This window comes from Hydrogenophaga taeniospiralis (assembly GCF_020510445.1).
Classification (GTDB): Bacteria; Pseudomonadota; Gammaproteobacteria; order Burkholderiales; family Burkholderiaceae_C; genus Hydrogenophaga.
Genome location: NZ_JAHBAG010000001.1, coordinates 1,106,367 through 1,122,038 on the forward strand (window position 1 = coordinate 1,106,367; position 15,672 = coordinate 1,122,038).

Annotated in this window: 20 protein-coding genes; 11 read left to right on the plus strand and 9 right to left on the minus strand. The window is 64.9% G+C overall.

The annotated features are described in order from the left end of the window. Window positions 1-7: 7 nt before the first annotated feature. The 3 genes from KIH07_RS05500 to KIH07_RS05510 all read right to left on the minus strand — a co-directional run bounded on the left by KIH07_RS05500 (window position 8) and on the right by KIH07_RS05510 (window position 2,566). Window positions 8-904 (minus strand): sulfotransferase family protein, encoded by an 897-nt coding sequence (locus tag KIH07_RS05500; RefSeq protein ID WP_226491007.1) that lies wholly within the window; start codon window positions 902-904, stop codon window positions 8-10. Then, a complete protein-coding gene (gene cysC / locus KIH07_RS05505) occupies window positions 901-1,479 on the minus strand; it encodes an adenylyl-sulfate kinase (protein WP_413465798.1) in 579 nt (192 codons plus the stop codon). Before cysC ends, KIH07_RS05500 begins: the two co-directional genes overlap by 4 nt. 247 nt (window positions 1,480-1,726) lie before the next feature. After that, window positions 1,727-2,566, minus strand: a complete 840-nt coding sequence (locus tag KIH07_RS05510; protein WP_226491008.1) for a DMT family transporter — start codon at window positions 2,564-2,566, stop codon at window positions 1,727-1,729. A gap of 105 nt (window positions 2,567-2,671) precedes the next feature. Here KIH07_RS05510 and KIH07_RS05515 point away from each other — a divergent pair, with 105 nt between their 5' ends. Next, on the plus strand, window positions 2,672-3,022 hold the full coding sequence (locus tag KIH07_RS05515) for a carboxymuconolactone decarboxylase family protein (RefSeq protein ID WP_226491009.1): 351 nt from the start codon (window positions 2,672-2,674) through the stop codon (window positions 3,020-3,022). A 129-nt stretch (window positions 3,023-3,151) separates the two neighbouring features. On the opposite strand, the gene KIH07_RS05520 is transcribed toward KIH07_RS05515, so the two are convergent. From KIH07_RS05520 to KIH07_RS05540, 5 genes are read right to left on the minus strand one after another with little or no spacing between them, the layout of a single operon-like run. Beyond that, window positions 3,152-3,835 (minus strand): helix-turn-helix domain-containing protein, encoded by a 684-nt coding sequence (locus KIH07_RS05520; RefSeq protein WP_226491010.1) that lies wholly within the window; start codon window positions 3,833-3,835, stop codon window positions 3,152-3,154. Between the two features lie 2 nt (window positions 3,836-3,837). After that, complete coding sequence (gene lipA / locus KIH07_RS05525) at window positions 3,838-4,860, minus strand: lipoyl synthase (protein WP_226491011.1); 1,023 nt, start codon at window positions 4,858-4,860, stop codon at window positions 3,838-3,840. Window positions 4,861-4,898: 38 nt separating this feature from the next. Further along, a complete protein-coding gene (gene lipB, locus KIH07_RS05530) occupies window positions 4,899-5,591 on the minus strand; it encodes a lipoyl(octanoyl) transferase LipB (RefSeq protein ID WP_226491012.1) in 693 nt (230 codons plus the stop codon). 2 nt (window positions 5,592-5,593) lie between these two features. Further along, a complete protein-coding gene (locus KIH07_RS05535; protein ID WP_226491013.1) occupies window positions 5,594-5,878 on the minus strand; it encodes a DUF493 family protein in 285 nt (94 codons plus the stop codon). Between the two features lie 11 nt (window positions 5,879-5,889). Further along, the gene (locus tag KIH07_RS05540; protein ID WP_226491014.1) at window positions 5,890-6,801 is read right to left on the minus strand and encodes a D-amino acid aminotransferase; all 912 of its coding nucleotides are present in this window, start codon (window positions 6,799-6,801) and stop codon (window positions 5,890-5,892) included. A 133-nt stretch (window positions 6,802-6,934) separates the two neighbouring features. Here KIH07_RS05540 and KIH07_RS05545 point away from each other — a divergent pair, with 133 nt between their 5' ends. From KIH07_RS05545 to KIH07_RS05590, 10 genes are all read left to right on the plus strand, one after another. Continuing rightward, a complete protein-coding gene (locus KIH07_RS05545; protein ID WP_319004779.1) occupies window positions 6,935-7,435 on the plus strand; it encodes an ATP synthase subunit I in 501 nt (166 codons plus the stop codon). A 29-nt stretch (window positions 7,436-7,464) separates the two neighbouring features. Further along, entirely contained in the window at window positions 7,465-8,349 is an 885-nt protein-coding gene (gene atpB / locus KIH07_RS05550; protein ID WP_226491015.1) for a F0F1 ATP synthase subunit A, read from the plus strand. Window positions 8,350-8,423: 74 nt separating this feature from the next. Beyond that, a complete protein-coding gene (atpE, locus tag KIH07_RS05555) occupies window positions 8,424-8,669 on the plus strand; it encodes a F0F1 ATP synthase subunit C (protein WP_068174683.1) in 246 nt (81 codons plus the stop codon). 126 nt (window positions 8,670-8,795) lie between these two features. Next, entirely contained in the window at window positions 8,796-9,266 is a 471-nt protein-coding gene (locus KIH07_RS05560) for a F0F1 ATP synthase subunit B (protein ID WP_068174685.1), read from the plus strand. 53 nt (window positions 9,267-9,319) lie between these two features. Next, a complete protein-coding gene (locus tag KIH07_RS05565; protein WP_068174687.1) occupies window positions 9,320-9,850 on the plus strand; it encodes a F0F1 ATP synthase subunit delta in 531 nt (176 codons plus the stop codon). A 62-nt stretch (window positions 9,851-9,912) separates the two neighbouring features. Further along, on the plus strand, window positions 9,913-11,469 hold the full coding sequence (gene atpA, locus KIH07_RS05570; RefSeq protein WP_226491016.1) for a F0F1 ATP synthase subunit alpha: 1,557 nt from the start codon (window positions 9,913-9,915) through the stop codon (window positions 11,467-11,469). A gap of 30 nt (window positions 11,470-11,499) precedes the next feature. Next, window positions 11,500-12,366: a F0F1 ATP synthase subunit gamma gene (gene atpG / locus KIH07_RS05575; protein WP_226491017.1), complete on the plus strand. Its 867-nt coding sequence runs from the start codon at window positions 11,500-11,502 to the stop codon at window positions 12,364-12,366. Window positions 12,367-12,410: 44 nt separating this feature from the next. Then, entirely contained in the window at window positions 12,411-13,817 is a 1,407-nt protein-coding gene (gene atpD / locus KIH07_RS05580; RefSeq protein ID WP_226491018.1) for a F0F1 ATP synthase subunit beta, read from the plus strand. A gap of 120 nt (window positions 13,818-13,937) precedes the next feature. Continuing rightward, window positions 13,938-14,354 (plus strand): F0F1 ATP synthase subunit epsilon, encoded by a 417-nt coding sequence (locus tag KIH07_RS05585; protein ID WP_226491019.1) that lies wholly within the window; start codon window positions 13,938-13,940, stop codon window positions 14,352-14,354. A 117-nt stretch (window positions 14,355-14,471) separates the two neighbouring features. Next, window positions 14,472-15,044 carry a cyclic nucleotide-binding domain-containing protein gene (locus KIH07_RS05590; RefSeq protein ID WP_226491020.1) on the plus strand — a complete coding sequence of 191 codons (573 nt, stop codon included), beginning with the start codon at window positions 14,472-14,474 and terminating at the stop codon, window positions 15,042-15,044. A gap of 93 nt (window positions 15,045-15,137) precedes the next feature. On the opposite strand, the gene KIH07_RS05595 is transcribed toward KIH07_RS05590, so the two are convergent. After that, on the minus strand, window positions 15,138-15,665 hold the full coding sequence (locus KIH07_RS05595; RefSeq protein ID WP_226491021.1) for a TPM domain-containing protein: 528 nt from the start codon (window positions 15,663-15,665) through the stop codon (window positions 15,138-15,140). Between the last annotated feature and the right edge of the window lie 7 nt (window positions 15,666-15,672).

Sequence of the window (15,672 nt, forward strand, 5' to 3'; positions counted from 1 at the left end):
GGCCGGATCAGTTGTGGTGCTGCAATTCATACCCCAGCTCGACAAGCAGGCCACCCGCCACGCGTTCGAAGCGCCGGACTTCGTCCTCGCTCAGTTCTTCGCGCCAGGAACCGATGCGCCCGGTGCCCGGTCGTTCCATGGTTCTGCGCTGTTGGCGCAGGCGCTGCGCGTGGCTCGCGATGACGGTGCCATCCAGCGAGAGACGCGTCCGGTGTTCTTCCAGCCTTCGGGGGGCGCGCTCCTGGTGGTTCAGCAACTGGTCCGACCAGTGCAGATCCAGGAAATCGCACAGGTGCCGCAACACGGGCTCTGGCCGCGCCACCAGGTCTTCGTAGAAGACCTCGACGTAGTGGGTGCGGCCCAGGCCCGTGCCGCGGGCGGCCCGCACCCGGTCGGTCCAGGCACGCGCCAGGACTTCGGGCTCATGGCCCGGCGAGAACCATTGCTGGCGCCAAGACGCCGCCACATCGCGGCCGTCGCGAATGAGATGGACGAACCGGGCCTCTGGCAACAGCGCGGCAATCGCGCCGATGTGAAGCGAATAGTCCGGCGTCTTTTCGCCCCAACGTGGTTTGCCCAAGCGTTGCGCGTAGAGCCGATAGAAGGCCCGCAGTCCGTCCGCCACGGTGAAAGGTTCAAGGGCTTGTACGGCCTCGGCCAGTGTCTCGCGCGCGAGACCGAAGTCCTCCCAGTTGGGGGCCTGGGGCGGAAAGGCGGTGACTGTGTCGAGAAAACGAGCGCGCAGATCGCTCGTCGACGCGTCCAACGCCGAGGCGGCAACGACGAAGCCCGTCTCGGGCGGGATCGCGAGGTCGGGATGGGCGTCGAGCATCAGCCGCAGCAGCGTCGTGCCCGAGCGAGGTGCGCCCACGATGACCGGCATCGGGAGCGGAGGATGGCTCATGGCGTTGCTTCCCCGATCAGCGCGAGCAGTTCATTCACGGCGGGCCGCAGCCCCGTCCGCATGGGGTTGATCGCCAGCCGGGGCGCCTCCGGCGCTTCATAGGGAGCGCTGACACCGGTGAACAGGGCGAGTTCGCCTCGCCGGGCTTGGCGATAGAGGCCCTTGACGTCGGCGGCTTCGCACACTTCCAGCGGCGTGCTGACGTGGATTTCCAGGAAGCGATGCGCCCCGATGATGGAGCTGGCGTGTGCCCGGTCGGTCCGCAAGGGCGAGATCAACGCCGCAACGACGATCAGGCCGGCGTCGTTCATCAACCGGGCGACCTCGGCGGCACGGCGGATGTTCTCGCTGCGCTCGTGCGCGCGGAAACCCAGGTCCCGGTTCAGCCCGCGGCGCAAGGTGTCGCCGTCGAGCACCACACATCGGCGGCCGCGCTCATTCAATGCCCGGGACAGTGTCTGGGCCAAGGTGGTTTTGCCCGCTCCGCTCAAGCCGGTGAGCCACAGGGTGAGAGGCGCATCGGGGGACGTGTCAGGCGCTGGTGCGGACATGGGATCGGGCGCCCGGCTGCCCATCGTTTGTCGATCCATCGAACTTCATGAGCAAGGTCGTCTGATGCATGGGTTCGATTTCTGAAGTGGGCGCCCATTATTGTCGAAGCGAATGCGGCCGCATAGACCGCCTCCGCCGCGCCGACCATCAACCAGGCCGTTTCCCCAAAGCCCATACCGGCCGCGGGCCCGGGCCATCGAGGCCGTGCGGGTGTTTGACAGACGCAACCTGAACGGTTGAATGCTTTGAAAGGGATCCATGGGGGCGCCCTCAACGGCTCCGGGTGGCCATCACCGCTGCGCCGATGATCATCAACGCCGCCAGTGCCACGGAAGCGCTCGGCGTCTCGCCGCGCACCCACAGCAAGGTGAGGGTCGACAGCAGCGGTGTCAGGAAACTCAGCACCCCGATCTGGCGCGCGTCGCCCCGCTTGAGCGCGGCATCCCAGAGGAAAAACGCGCCGCCCAGCGGGCCCAGACCCAGCACCACGATCAGACCCCAGTCACGGGCCGACAACGTGGTGCTGGGCTCCAGCCAGAAATGGCACAACACCGAGAGCAGGCCCGAGGCCAGCGCAAAGCTGCCGATGGCCGCGGTGGGGAAGGCCCGCACACGTTGGGTCAGCAGCGAGTAGCTGGCCCAGATGAAGGCCGAGCCCAGCGCGGGCACGTAACCCCAGGCCCAGACCGCTTCGACGCCGGCGCCGCGCCCACCCAGGATGGCCAGCGCCGCGCCGGCAAAACCGATCAGTGCGGCCAGCACATGGCGCGTGGTGAGCGACACCCCGGGCAGGAACAGCGGCGCCAAGACCACGATGCCCAGCGGCCAGAGGTAGTTCACCAGATTGGCCTGCACCGGCGGGGCGTGGCGCAGCGCGATGAACAGCAGGAAGTGGAACCCGAACAGGCCGTAGACACCGAGCGCGAGCGTGGCGCCGGGCACCCGCCATCGGCGGACATCAAAACGCGACAGTGGCAGGGCGATCACGCTGCCCACCAGCAGGGCCAGCCCGGTGAGCAGGAACGGGGGCACGTGGGACAGCGACACGCCGAGCGCGGCCAGGGAGGCCCACAACGCCATGGCGCCCAGCGCCAGCAGGTTGGCCGTCATGCGCTTCCCCCGGCCGGCGCGGCCGGACTTTGATCAATGACAAGGTGGGGTGAGCGGTTCATGCTTGATACTCCACTGGGTATTAAATTCTGCAAAGGACACTTCTTGAGCACCTTCAACCACAACGAGCTGATGCGCGACATCAACGAGAGCCTGGCGCCGTTCCGCAAGGCCCAGCCCACCGCCATGGCGGGTTTCGGCCAACTGGCCAGGGCCGCCATCACCGATGGCGAGCTCAGCGCCAAACACAAGGAGCTGATCGCTCTGTCGATCGCGGTCACGCAGCGCTGCTCGGGTTGCATCGGCTTTCACGTCAAGGCCCTGGTCCAGCTGGGCTGCACGCGCGCCGAACTCGAAGAGATGCTGGCTGTGTGCGTGTACATGGGCGGGGGGCCGGCGCTGATGTACGCCGCCGAGGTGATCGCGGCCTGGGAAAAAATGAGCGCCACGGGCTGAGGGCCCGCAGGCCTGGGGTGCCACAGAGGTGGAGACTGATCGCCGTGAGCCAGGACACATGCGGCCAGCATAGGGGGCCGCACTGTTGGCGGACGCGGGTGGATCGTCGCGATCCGCGGGTCTTGCGCTTCAGTGGCCCGCTTGCTTGCGCAGGGCAGCGGTGAGCGCCGACGGCGAGCGGTAGCCCGTGCGCCGCGCCACCTCGGCCACGGGCAGGCCCTGGCTTCTGAACCGGCGTGCCTCGGCCAGCCGCAGCTCGCGCAGCCACGCCATGGGGCTTTGTCCCAGGTCCTCGCGGCAACGGGCGGTGAACTGCGCGGCGCTCAGGTGCACGCGCGACGCCAGGTCGCCCACCTGCAGGGCCGCATGACCGTGGGCCTGTGCCCAGGCGGTCAGCGCGGCCCAGTCGATGGCGCGCCGTGCCCGCCGCACCGCGGCGGGCGGTGTCCAGGCTTCCAGGAGCAGGGCCGGGCCCAGCAGCCGGGCGCGGGGCAGGGCGCCGTCGCAGGCCGCGGCAAGGTAGATGGCCAGGGGTGCCAGTGCCCGAGGCTCGGGGTTGTGGTGGGCGTGTTGCCAGCGGGCATCGCGGGAGTCCAGCACCAGGCAGCGTGCCGACCCGCTGGCTTCGAAGTCGTGGCGGTCCCCGGGGACGATCACGACGCCGTCACCGGCGGCGATGCGCCGGCCGCGGCCATCCACTTCCAGCTCCAGCACGCCGTCCAATCCGAGCAGGATCTGGAAGTGGTCGTGCGCGTGGCTGCCGTGCGAGGCGCCATAGCACCGGACCGACAGGGTATCGGCCGGGCGGTTCATGCTCAGGCCTTGGGGGCGCCCGCGTGGAGCGCGTTGTGCGCCTGCTGGTCGGCGTGGTAGCTGCTGCGCACCATCGCGCCTACGGCGGCGTGGGTGAAGCCCATCTCGTAGGCCTTGGCCTCGAACATCTTGAAGGTGTCGGGGTGCACGTAGCGGCGCACCGGCAGGTGGTGGCCGCTGGGGGCCAGGTACTGGCCGATGGTCAGCATCTCGATGTTGTGCGCGCGCATGTCGCGCATGACGTCGAGGATTTCCTCGTCGGTCTCACCCAGGCCGACCATCAGGCCGCTCTTGGTGGGCACGTGCGGGAACAGGGCCTTGAACTTCTTGAGCAGGTTCAAGCTGAACTGGTAGTCAGAACCCGGGCGCGCTTCCTTGTACAGGCGCGGCGCGGTTTCCAGGTTGTGGTTCATCACGTCGGGCGGCGCGGCCTTCAGGATCTCCAGCGCGCGGTCGTCGCGGCCGCGGAAGTCGGGCACCAGCACCTCGATCTGCGTGCCCGGCGACAGCTCGCGGGTTTTCTCGATGCAGGCCACGAAATGGCCGGCGCCGCCATCGCGCAGGTCGTCGCGGTCCACACTGGTGATCACCACGTATTTCAGCTTGAGCGCTGCAATGGTCTTGGCCAGGTTCTCGGGCTCGTTCACGTCCAGCGGGTCGGGGCGGCCGTGGCCCACGTCGCAGAACGGGCAGCGGCGCGTGCACTTGTCGCCCATGATCATGAAGGTGGCCGTGCCCTTGCCGAAGCATTCACCGATGTTGGGGCAGCTGGCTTCCTCGCACACCGTGACCAGCTTGTTGGCGCGCAACACGTCCTTGATTTCGTAGAAGCGCGTGGTCGGCGAGCCGGCCTTGACGCGGATCCACTCGGGCTTCTTCAGCACCTCGGCCGGCACGATCTTGATCGGGATGCGCGAGGTCTTGGCCTGGCTCTTCTGCTTGGCGCTGGCGTCGTAGCCGGCGGCGGGCTGGGCTTCGCGGACCGTGTGGGTGTCGGCGGCCGTGGGGGTGTCGGGGCGGGTCATGGCGTGGGCGCGGGTGGCGCGATGAGAGAACGGGAGGTTCAGGGGCTGAGGGTGGCGCCGAGCTTCTGGCTCAGGACCTGGGCCGCTTCATCCCATGAAACGGCGACCCCGATTGTAGAAAGGTCCACCGTCTGCAGCCCCGCATACCCACACGGATTGATGCGCCAGTAGGGCTGCAGGTCCATGGCCACGTTGAGCGCCACGCCGTGGTAGGTGCAATGGCGGCTGACCTTGATGCCCAGCGCGGCGATCTTGCCCAGGCCGGTGAAGTCGGGGTCGGCCGCAGGTTGGCCGTCCACTTTCTTTTGCGGTCGCTGGGGTAGCAGGGCGTGGCTGGTCGGGTCGTCCAGCCGCACGTAGATGCCGGGTGCACCGGCCACGCGGTGGCCGGTCACGCCGAAGTGGTCCAGCGTGCGGATCACCGCTTCTTCGATGCGGTAGACGTACTCCTTGACGAAGTAGCCGGCGCGTTGCAGATCGATCAGCGGGTAGGCCACCACCTGGCCCGGGCCGTGGTAGGTCACCTGGCCACCGCGGTTGGTTTTCACCACCGGGATGTCGCCCGGCGCGAGCAGGTGGTCGTCGCGGCCCGCGATGCCCTGGGTGAACACGGGCGGGTGCTCGCAGACCCAGAGCTCGTCGGGCGTATCGGCGGTGCGCGCCTCGGTGAACGCCACCATGGTGTCGCAGGTGGGTGCGTAGTCCACCCGGCCGAGGTGGCGAATCTGCATGCTCACAGAACGATCTTGACCATCGGGTGCGTGGTCAGCGTGCGGTACAGCTCGTCGAGCTGCTCGCGGCTGGTCACGTACACCGACAGCGTGAGACCCAGGTAGTTGCCGGCCTTGCTCGGGCGCATCTCGATGGTCGAGGCGTCGAAGCTGGCATCGAAGGCCTTGGCCACATGGGTCATGGCCGTGACGTAGCCGTCCACGTTGGCGCCCATCACCTTGACGGGGAAGTGGCAGGGGTATTCGATGAGCGATTGTTCGGGCGAGATCTCGCGGGGCTGGTCCATGGCGATATTCCTCAAATCGATTGCGCGGCCTTGGCGCGCTGGTATCCGGCATAGAGCCGCTCGTACACCGGGCCGGGGCGACCACGCTGCGCGCCATGCCCCACCGGCTGGCCGTCCAGCGTGGTGATGGGCAACACCTCTTTGGTGGCCGAGGACAACATCAGTTCGTCGGCGTCCAGCACCTCGGTGCGGCCGATGCGACGCAACTCGAAGGGGATGTCTTGCTCCCTGCAAATCTCTTCGATCAGATCGAAGCGGATGCCTTCGAGCACCAGATGGTCCTTGGGCGGCCCCATGACCACACCATTCTTCACCACCCAGACGTTGCTGGCGGCGGCCTCGCTGAGAAAACCATCACGGAACATCACGGTCTCGATGGCATCGGCGTCGGCACTGATCTGGCGTGCCAACACGGCGCCCAGCAGGCTGGTGCTCTTGATGTGGGCCTTCTGCCAGCGGAAGTCGTCGGCGCTGACGCAGGACACGCCGACTTGTCGTTGCTCCGGCGTCGCCGGCTTCATGTCACCCACCATGACAAACACCGTGGGCCGCAGGCCAGGCGGCATCACGTGGTCGCGCACCGCGACGCCACGCGTGACCTGGATGTAGACCAGCTGGTTGGCCGCGCCGGTGGACGCCATCTGCGCCTGGATCAGGCGACGCGCGATCGCCAGCCAATCCGCGGCCCTCAGCGGGTTGGCGATGCGCAGTTCACCCAGCGAGCGCTCCAGTCGGGCCGTGTGCTGCTCGAGTCGGAAAATCTTGCCGCCGTAGGCCGGCAACACCTCGTAGACACCATCACCAAAGATGAAGCCCCGGTCGAGCACACTCACCTTGGCATCGCACAAAGGGCCGTACTCGCCGTTCAGATAGCAGAGTGAGTCGGGCAGCACGGACGCACTCGTTTCGCGGGGGGTGTTCATTTTTGAGATTATCGGACGCAGCGCGAGCGCCTGCCCCAGTTCGGCCGGCAGGCTTGACGAGCCCATGGGGTTTCTACGTATAATCAACGGCTGTGCTCAATCGCATCCATCTGTAACCCGTCTGTAATTTGCCATGTCGACAATGCCTCCGGTCGGGTCGACGAAGCAAGCCGCAGATGCTTGGGAAGATGGGGCGAACGAAGCCGATTTCAAGCCACTCACGCACGAAGAGGCGTTGCGGTGGCGGTCCGGTCAGCCGGTGCTGTCGGTCTGGCGCCTGGTTGGCGTGCAGTTGCTGGTCGGTCTGGCGGTCGCTGCACTGACGTGGTTGTTCACGCAGTCGGTGTCGCTGGCGTCGTCGGTCCTGTATGGCGCTGCTTCGGTGGTGCTCCCAACGGTCTTGATGGCTTGGGGCATGACGTCGAGTGCCTTGTCCCGCCGGGCGGCGGGGCATGTGATCTCGATGTTCATGGGTTTTGTTTTGTGGGAGGGGGTCAAGATTCTGCTGTCGGTGGCCATGTTGTGGTCCGCGCCCAGAATCGTCCCTGACCTGAATTGGCTCGCCCTGTTGGCGGGCTTGGTGGTGGTGCTCAAGGTGTACTGGTTTGGATTCTGGATCCAGACCCGGCGTTGAACTCAAACGGTAGACGGAAACATACAAACATGGCTGCTGAAGGACACACATTGACCCCGGGTGAATACATCCGGCACCATCTGGTTCATCTCAACAACGCCGGCCACAAGCAGGAGTCGATTGTCGACTTCTCCATCATCAACCTGGACTCGGTGTTCTTCAGCGTCGCGCTGGGCGCGCTGGTCAGTTTCTTCCTGTGGCGCGCCGCGCGCAAGGCCTCGGCCGGTGCTCCCGGCCGTTTCCAGGCCGCGGTCGAAATCCTGTTCGAGATGGTCGACAACCAGGCCAAGTCGGTGATCCACAACGCCCACAGCCGCAAGCTGGTGGCGCCGCTGGCGTTGGCGGTGTTCTGCTGGATCTTCATGATGAACTTCATGGACATGCTGCCGCTGGACCTGCTGCCCATGCTCTGGGGCAAGTACAACGCCGCCATCGGTCACGATCCGGCCCACGCCTACCTGCGCGTGGTGCCCACCGCCGACCTCTCGACCACGCTGGGTCTGTCGATGTCCGTGCTGCTGCTGGTGCTGTTCTACAACCTGAAGATCAAGGGTCTGGGTGGCTGGTCGCACGAGCTGGTCACCGCCCCGTTTGGCACCAGCAAGAACCCGGTGTTCGCGCTGCTGCTGGGCGTCGTCAACTTTGCCATGCAGATGATCGAATTCGTCGCCAAGACCGTCTCCCACGGCATGCGACTGTTCGGCAACATGTTTGCCGGCGAACTGGTGTTCATGCTGATCGCGCTGCTGGGGGGCTTTGCGGCCTTCTCGCTGAGTGGCGGCCTGTTCTTCGTCGGGCACATCATCGCCGGCACGGTGTGGACCATCTTCCACATCCTGGTGATCACGCTGCAGGCGTTCATCTTCATGATGCTGGCCCTGATTTATCTGGGCCAGGCGCATGACGCTCACTGAGTGGCACGGATCTTCCGCGCACTGAGTTTCTTTTCCTCTCTTTTCAACTTTCTTCCATTTCAATAGGAGTCATCATGGAAAACGTTCTGGGTCTCGTCGCACTGGCTTGCGGTCTCATCGTCGGTCTGGGCGCTCTGGGCGCTTCGGTTGGCATCGGCATGATGGGTGGCAAGTTCCTCGAATCCGGTGCCCGTCAGCCTGAGCTGATGAACGACCTGCAGACCAAGATGTTCCTGCTGGCCGGTCTGATCGACGCCGCGTTCCTGATCGGTGTGGCCATCGCCCTGCTGTTCGCGTTCGCCAACCCCTTCACGCTGTAATCGGGTTTGCTGCCCTGCGTGGCGCTTCCGATGTGGTGATGGAGGCCTTGGGCCGAGTCACCGTTCGCGGCGCTTCGCGGCAGCAAGTGCGTCACCACCTTTGTTAACACACAGAAAGGCGTTGCGATGAATATCAATGCAACCCTCTTTGCGCAGGCCATCGTCTTTGCGATCCTGGTGTGGTTCACGATGAAATTCGTGTGGCCTCCCATCGCCAAGGCACTGGATGAGCGTGCGTTGAAGATCTCCGAAGGACTGGCTTCCGCCGAGAAAGCCAAGTCCGAACTGGCCGTGGCCAACAAACGTGTGGAAGAAGAGTTGAGCAAGTCGCGCAACGAATCCGCCACCCGCCTGGCCGATGCCGAACGCCGCGCCCAGATCGTGATTGAAGAGGCCAAGGCGCGAGCCACCGAAGAGGCTTCCAAGATCGTGGCCACCGCCCGTCAGGAAGCCGATCAGCAGGTCATCAAGGCGCGCGAACTGCTGCGGGAAGAAGTCGCAGCGCTGGCCGTCAAGGGTGCAGAGCAGATCCTCAAGCGCGAAGTCAACGCCGGCATCCATGCCGAGTTGCTGGGCCGTTTGAAGAGCGAACTCTGATCCGCCCTACGCTGACGCACCCTACGTTAACCGCAGGCATCCCAAGGTAGACCATGGCCGAAATCGCAACAATAGCCCGCCCTTACGCGGAAGCGCTGTTCAAAGTGGCGGGCGCGGACGCAGCCGGTGCAGCCGCATGGCTGGACGAACTGGCGGCCGTTGCTTCCAACGAGCAACTGCGTCAGTTCGCTGACAGTCCCAAGTCCTCACCCGAACAGGTGTTCGGTGTCATCTCTGGTGTGCTCAAGAGCAGCCTGCCCGCCATGGCGCAGAACTTCCTGCGCACGGTGATCGACAACGGACGCCTTGCCGCCTTGCCCGAAATTGCCAGTCAGTTTCGCGCATTGAAGAACGCGCAACTGGGCTCCTTCGACGCCATCGTGTACAGCGCTTTTGACATGGACAACGCCGCCTTGGCCGACCTCTCCGGCGTGCTGGAAAAGCGGTTTGGCCGCAAGCTCAACTTGCAGGTCACGCTGCAGCCGGAGCTGATCGGTGGTGTTCGCGTGGTGGTGGGTGACGAGGTGCTCGACACCTCGATCAAAGCCCGCCTGGAACAAATGAAAGTTGCCCTCACGGCCTGAAGGCCTTTTGGCTGACTGCACGGGCGCGCCCTCATCCCATTTAACGAAAGAAGGAAAGAGTCATGCAACTCAATCCCGCCGAAATCTCTGAACTGATCAAGTCCCGTATCGAGGGTCTGGGCGCATCGAGCGATGTGCGCAACCAGGGCACCGTGGTGTCGGTGACCGACGGTATCGTCCGCGTCCATGGCCTGTCCGATGTGATGCAGGGCGAAATGCTGGAATTCCCGGCCAACAAGGACGGCGTGCCTTCCTTTGGTCTGGCTCTGAACCTGGAGCGCGACTCCGTCGGCGCCGTGATTCTGGGTGAGTACGAGCACATCTCCGAAGGCGAGACCGTCAAATGCACGGGCCAGATTCTGTCGGTGCCGGTCGGCCCCGAACTGATCGGTCGTGTGGTCAACGCCCTGGGCGCTCCGATCGACGGCAAGGGCCCGGTCAACGCCAAGATGACCGACGTGATCGAAAAAGTCGCCCCGGGCGTGATCGCCCGCAAATCGGTGGACCAACCGGTGCAGACCGGCCTGAAGTCGATCGACTCGATGGTGCCCGTGGGCCGTGGCCAGCGCGAGCTGATCATCGGTGACCGCCAGACCGGCAAGACCGCCGTGGCGATCGACGCGATCATCAACCAGAAGGGTCAGAACATGACCTGCGTTTACGTCGCGATTGGCCAGAAGGCCTCGTCGATCAAGAACGTGGTGCGTGCCCTGGAGCAGGCTGGCGCGATGGAATACACCATCGTCGTGGCGGCTTCGGCCTCTGAATCCGCTGCCATGCAGTACCTGTCGGCCTATTCCGGCTGCACGATGGGCGAGTACTTCCGTGACCGCGGCCAGGATGCCCTGATCGTGTACGACGACCTGTCCAAGCAGGCCGTGGCCTACCGCCAGGTTTCGCTGCTGCTTCGCCGCCCGCCAGGCCGCGAAGCCTACCCCGGCGACGTGTTCTACCTGCACAGCCGTCTGCTCGAGCGCGCCGCGCGCGTGAACGCCGACTACGTCGAAGCCTTCACCAAGGGTGAAGTCAAGGGCAAGACCGGTTCGCTGACCGCACTGCCCATCATCGAAACGCAGGCCGGCGACGTGTCCGCTTTCGTGCCGACCAACGTGATCTCGATCACCGACGGCCAGATCTTCCTGGAAACCAGCCTGTTCAACGCCGGTATCCGCCCCGCCATCAACGCCGGTATCTCGGTGTCGCGCGTCGGTGGTGCGGCTCAGACCAAGCTGATCAAGTCGCTGTCCGGTGGTATCCGTACCGACCTGGCCCAGTACCGTGAACTGGCCGCGTTCGCGCAGTTCGCTTCCGACCTGGACGAAGCCACCCGCAAGCAGCTCGACCGCGGTGCCCGCGTGACCGAACTGCTCAAGCAGGCCCAGTACTCGCCCCAGTCGATCGGTCTGATGGCCTCCACGCTGTTTGCCGTGAACAAGGGCTACCTCGACGACGTCGAAGTGAAGAAGGTGCTGCCGTTTGAAGCGGGCATGCACGCTTACTTGAAAGACAAGTACGCGGCCCTGCTGGCCAAGATGGAATCCGACAAGGCCATGGACAAGGACGCTGAAGCCCAGCTCGCCGCCGCCATCGCCGAGTTCAAGAAGACCGGCACGTACTGATCCGTCCATTGACCCGATAAAGGAGCAGCAATGGCAGTAGGCAAGGAAATACGCGGCAAGATCAAATCGGTGGAGAACACCAAGAAGATCACCAAAGCCATGGAAATGGTCGCCGCCTCCAAAATGCGCAAGGCGCAGGACCGCATGCGTGCGGCCCGGCCCTACGCAGAAAAAGTGCGCCAGATCACCGGCAACCTGAGTCGGGCCAACCCGGAGTACACGCACCCGTTCATGCAGATCAACACCGCCAAGGCCGCCGGCTTTGTCGTGGTGACAACCGACAAGGGTCTGTGCGGGGGCCTGAACACCAACGTGTTGCGCGCGGTGACCAACCAGCTCAAGGACCTCCAGTCCAAGGGTGTGAGCGCCGAAGCCGTGGCCATTGGCAACAAGGGTCTGGGCTTCCTCAACCGCATCGGTGCCAAGGTGGTGTCCAGCGTGACGGGTCTGGGCGATACGCCCCACCTCGACAAGCTGATCGGCCCGGTCAAGGTGCTGCTCGATGCCTACACCGAAGGCCGGATCAACGCGGTCTACGTCTGCTACACCAAGTTCATCAACACGATGAAGCAGGAGTCGGTGATCGAACAGCTGCTGCCGCTCAACGCGAGCACCTTGCAGGACGGTGCCGGTGGCCGCGACTGGGACTACATCTATGAACCCGATGCCCCTGCCGTGATCGACGAGCTGCTGCTGCGCTATGTGGAAGCCCAGGTGTACCAGGCGGTGGCCGAGAACATGGCTTCCGAGCAGTCCGCCCGCATGGTGGCCATGAAGGCCGCCACCGACAACGCCGGCAGCGTCATTGGTGAACTCAAGCTGGTCTACAACAAGACCCGCCAGGCCGCGATCACGAAAGAGCTTTCGGAAATCGTGGCCGGTGCCGCAGCGGTCTGAAGCAGCCGCCCAACAGAATCCAGAGAAAACAGAAGGTATCCATCATGTCTCAAGTACAAGGCAAGATCGTCCAGTGCATCGGCGCCGTCGTGGACGTGGAATTTCCGCGCAACCAGATGCCGCGCGTTTACGACGCCCTGAAAATGGAGGGCTCGGCCCTGACGCTGGAAGTCCAGCAGCAGCTCGGCGACGGCGTGGTGCGCACCATTGCGCTGGGCTCGTCCGACGGCCTGCGCCGTGGCATGGTGGTGTCCAACACCTCCAACCCCATCATGGTGCCGGTGGGCAAGGCCACGCTGGGCCGCATCATGGACGTGCTGGGCACGCCCATTGACGAACGTGGCCCGGTGGATCAGACCCTGACCGCTTCCATCCACCGCAAGGCCCCGGCCTACGACGAACTGTCCCCCTCGCAGGAACTGCTGGAAACCGGCATCAAGGTGATCGACCTGATCTGCCCGTTCGCCAAGGGCGGCAAGGTGGGCCTGTTCGGTGGTGCCGGTGTGGGCAAGACCGTGAACATGATGGAACTCATCAACAACATCGCCAAGGCCCACTCCGGTCTGTCGGTGTTCGCTGGTGTGGGCGAGCGTACCCGTGAGGGCAACGACTTCTACCACGAGATGGCCGACTCCAAGGTCGTGGACCTCGAGAACCTGCCCAACTCCAAAGTGGCCATGGTCTACGGCCAGATGAACGAACCCCCGGGCAACCGTCTGCGCGTGGCCCTCACCGGCCTGACCATCGCCGAGTCGTTCCGCGACGAAGGCCGTGACGTGCTGTTCTTCGTGGACAACATCTACCGTTTCACGCTGGCCGGTACCGAAGTGTCCGCCCTGCTGGGCCGCATGCCTTCCGCCGTGGGCTACCAGCCGACGCTGGCCGAAGAAATGGGCCGCCTGCAAGAGCGCATCACCTCCACCAAGGTGGGCTCGATCACCTCCATCCAGGCTGTGTACGTGCCTGCCGATGACTTGACCGACCCGTCGCCCGCCACCACCTTCGCCCACCTGGACTCCACCGTGGTGCTGTCGCGTGACATCGCTTCGCTGGGTATCTACCCCGCTGTGGACCCGCTGGACTCCACCAGCCGCCAGCTCGACCCGCTGGTCGTGGGCCAGGACCACTACGAAACCGCTCGCGCCGTGCAGAACACGCTGCAGCGCTACAAGGAACTGCGCGACATCATCGCCATTCTGGGCATGGACGAACTGGCGCCGGAAGACAAGCTGGCCGTGGCCCGCGCCCGCAAGATCCAGCGTTTCCTGTCGCAGCCGTTCCACGTGGCCGAGGTGTTCACCGGTTCGCCCGGCAAATACGTGCCGCTGTCGGAAACCATCCGCGGCTTCAAGATGATCACCAACGGCGAGTGCGATCACCTGCCCGAGCAGGCGTTCTACATGGTCGGCACCATCGACGAAGCCTTCGAGAAGGCCAAAAAAGTCGCGTAAAGCGGCGTACTCGGGCGCCCGGCGTTGTTGGTGTGCGCTATGTGCAGCAGCACATCTCCGCGCACCGCCTAGCCGGACACCCGATTACTTGCTTTCCGACGACTTTTTAAAGGAGAACATATGAGCACCATCCGCGTCGATGTGGTCAGCGCCGAAGAGTCCATCTTTTCGGGCGAGGCCAAGTTCGTGGCGCTGCCGGGTGAAGCCGGTGAGTTGGGCATTCTGCCCGGTCACATTCCGCTGATCACCCGCATCAAGCCCGGTGCCGTGCGCATCGAAAAAGCCGACGGCGGCGAAGAGTTCGTGTTTGTGGCCGGTGGCATTCTGGAAGTGCAGCCGAACCACATCACCGTGTTGTCCGATACCGCCATCCGTGGCAAGGATCTGGACGAGGCCAAGGCCACCGACGCGCGCAAGCAAGCCGAAGAAGCGGTCAAGAACGCCAAAAGCGACATCGATCTGGCCAAGGCCACCTCGGAACTCGCGGTCATGGCGGCCCAGATCGCGGCGCTGCGCAAGTACCGTCAGAAGAAGTGAAACGCCCGCAGCGTTTGACGAAAGCCGGCTCAGCGCCGGCTTTTTTTCGCCAGGGGTTTGCCTGGCGAACGCCGCATGGGAAGATAGCGGACCCCATAACCACAACGAGCGCGCGGGATGTCATCGATCTTTGAGAACCCCGATATGGCCCCCGAAGAGGTGGCGGCCCGGCTGCTGGTGACGGCGTCCGCCCTGGACGACCTGACCCTGGCCGACGCCATGAAGGTGGTGGGTTACATGCGGCCCAAGCGCATCAAGGCGGGCACCGTGTTCATCCACGAGGGGGAGGTGACGCACAACGACTACATGCTGCTGGTGCTCGAAGGCGACATCGCCGTGGCCAACGATCTGCCGGGGCTGCACGAAAGCATCGTGGTCAACATCCTGGGCCCGGGGCACCTGATCGGTGAAATGGGCGTGCTCGACGGCGCACCCCGCTCGGCCACCTGCACCGCGACCACCGACATCGCCGCGGCGGTGCTCTCGCGCACCGCCTTGATGCGGCTGCTGCGGGACGAGCCGCGCGTGGGCGCGCGCTTGCTGCTCGCCATTTCCAAGCGCATGGCAGACCGCCTGCGCGACACCACGCGCAAGCTCCGGACGTTCGCGTTGATGAACAAGGCGCTGCAGGAGGAACTGCAGGTGATCATGAACAGCCGCACGCCCTTGCCCAAGAAGACCATCCGCTGAGCCGTTGGCGATGGGTGCCGCAACGCACCCGAGAAGGCCGGCCCTCTGCCCGAACGGCTGAGCCCGGGTCGCGGCGCGCCCCGTGGCGCGGCACTAGACCCGTACCACGGCGTCGGGCAGTTCGTTGGCGGTTTGCGTGCCGGGTTCGGCCGGGAAGTGCTCCACCAGCAGGGCCGAGACTTCTTCCAGGGCCTGGGTGAGGCCGTCCTCGAACGCCCCCTCGTGCAGATGGGCGCCCAGGCGGTCGACGATGCCCTGCCACTGGGCCGCACTCACGCGCCGGCTCAGTGCCCGATCGGCCACGAATTCGATGGCGTGTTCGGCCAGCAGCAGGTAGATCAGCACGCCGTTGTTGGACTCGGTGTCCCACACACGCAGGCGGCCAAACCAGCTCAGGGCGCGCTGGCGCACCACCGCTTTCAACGGCATGGTGGCTTGGACGCGCCACAGGTAACTGGTGGGCAGGGCGGCTTCCACGCACAGCCGCACCTCGCCGGTGTGGCGCAGCTCGCTGGCGGCGACGCGCCGGGCAAGGCGGGCGGCCATGTCGTCCGGGACGGCGCGCCGCGTGTCGGCGCGGTCGCGCCAGCGGTGTTTGAGGATGCGAAGCAGTTTGTTCATGCGCGTG